The sequence below is a fragment of the Halorubrum sp. SP3 genome (genome assembly GCF_005435195.1).
GTDB lineage: Archaea > Halobacteriota > Halobacteria > Halobacteriales > Haloferacaceae > Halorubrum > Halorubrum sodomense.
On sequence record NZ_SGTU01000109.1, the window covers coordinates 1 to 1,221 of the forward strand.

Consider the following 1,221-nt stretch of genomic DNA (forward strand, 5'->3'; position numbering starts at 1 on the left):
AAGTCTGCTGGTTCGCCGTCGAGACCTTTCTGCGTGAGCTGGAACTCGACGTTGTCCTCAACGCGCTCGCGCATCTCGGTGACGACGTCTTCGAGATGTTCACGCTCTTCCTTGTCCAGTTGGGCCTTCCGCTGGGAGAGAGAATCGCTTGCCATAATAGGTAATGTGTATGCTATGTCCGAATCACACGACCATCTTTAATGTTGCCGATGGTGGAAGTCCGCACTCAAGCTGTCGACACATAGTCGACGGCCTGATTGAATAGAACCTCTATCGGGAAAGTCTCGTCTGATAAAGTGTTATTCATCATTACTATTTTCAATAATGTATTCTAAAATCGATGGTATGTCTTCATCTTGATATTTAGATTCTAGAGTGTTTCCGATTCCCGATTTGCTCCTCGCGGTGTTAGCACATCCTTCAGCTAATTCCTCAACCTTCCCCTGTAGCTCCTCATCAAATCCCTTGATGTCACCGTAGACTGCTAACTCACGGGCCATATTCCCAAAGTTCTCCAAATCTCTACTAAATTGCTCGTCATCAGCCATTTCTACTTCCTGATTCTGCTTATACGAGGTTCTCACTTTGATTGCTACCTCATAGCAAGATTTCTTCCACGCGTCTTCTGGAGATTCAGATTGTTCAATTATCTCTCGGACTTTTCCCGCAGATTGTTGCGCCACCGCCGAAGCGATAGCAGTAGCAACCGATTCAATCATAGCCCAATCTCCTTCTTCCAAAAATGTAAATCTATATCCGGAACCCAAGATCGCTTCAGCTTTGTCTTGAACTGGCTTTTCGGGTCTTATTTCCCGCCTTCATCCTCTAACTCGGCTTCGTCAGCCAGTCGATCAGCGACTTCTTCGTCGGAGAGACTGTGGTTCGGTCCGGGTTGATACAATTGGGCCTCACCAGCGAGGCGCTCTTTGGCGTTATCAGTGGTGTCCACTTCGTCGTAAATCGATTCGTCAAGCTTCTCGTACCATCTACTGGTTACTTCCGGCATGTCTTCGTTCAAGTTTCTCCGACGTTCAGCCAAGTCTTCATAACGGGATTCCATCTGATCAAGACCGACGTCCTTCTTAGCGAGTTCTAGTTTGATGAAGTCACGTAAGTCATCGAACAACCGATGATACGCATGTGCGGCCCGATAGTAGTTCTCTGCTTTGTCGCCGGGATCAGCCATTCGCCTGTAGCCTGAAACGATGGCAGTAGTGATTG

General features: G+C 47.8%; 1 protein-coding gene and 1 pseudogene. Both read right to left on the reverse strand.

Going from position 1 to position 1,221, the window contains the following annotated elements; all coding sequences use genetic code 11:
- Positions 1–299: 299 nt before the first annotated feature.
- Positions 300–719, reverse strand: a complete 420-nt coding sequence (locus EXE42_RS15680) for a hypothetical protein (protein WP_137695013.1) — start codon at positions 717–719, stop codon at positions 300–302.
- Between the two features lie 86 nt (positions 720–805).
- Positions 806–1,221, reverse strand: a pseudogene (locus EXE42_RS15685) (hypothetical protein); the annotation flags it as partial.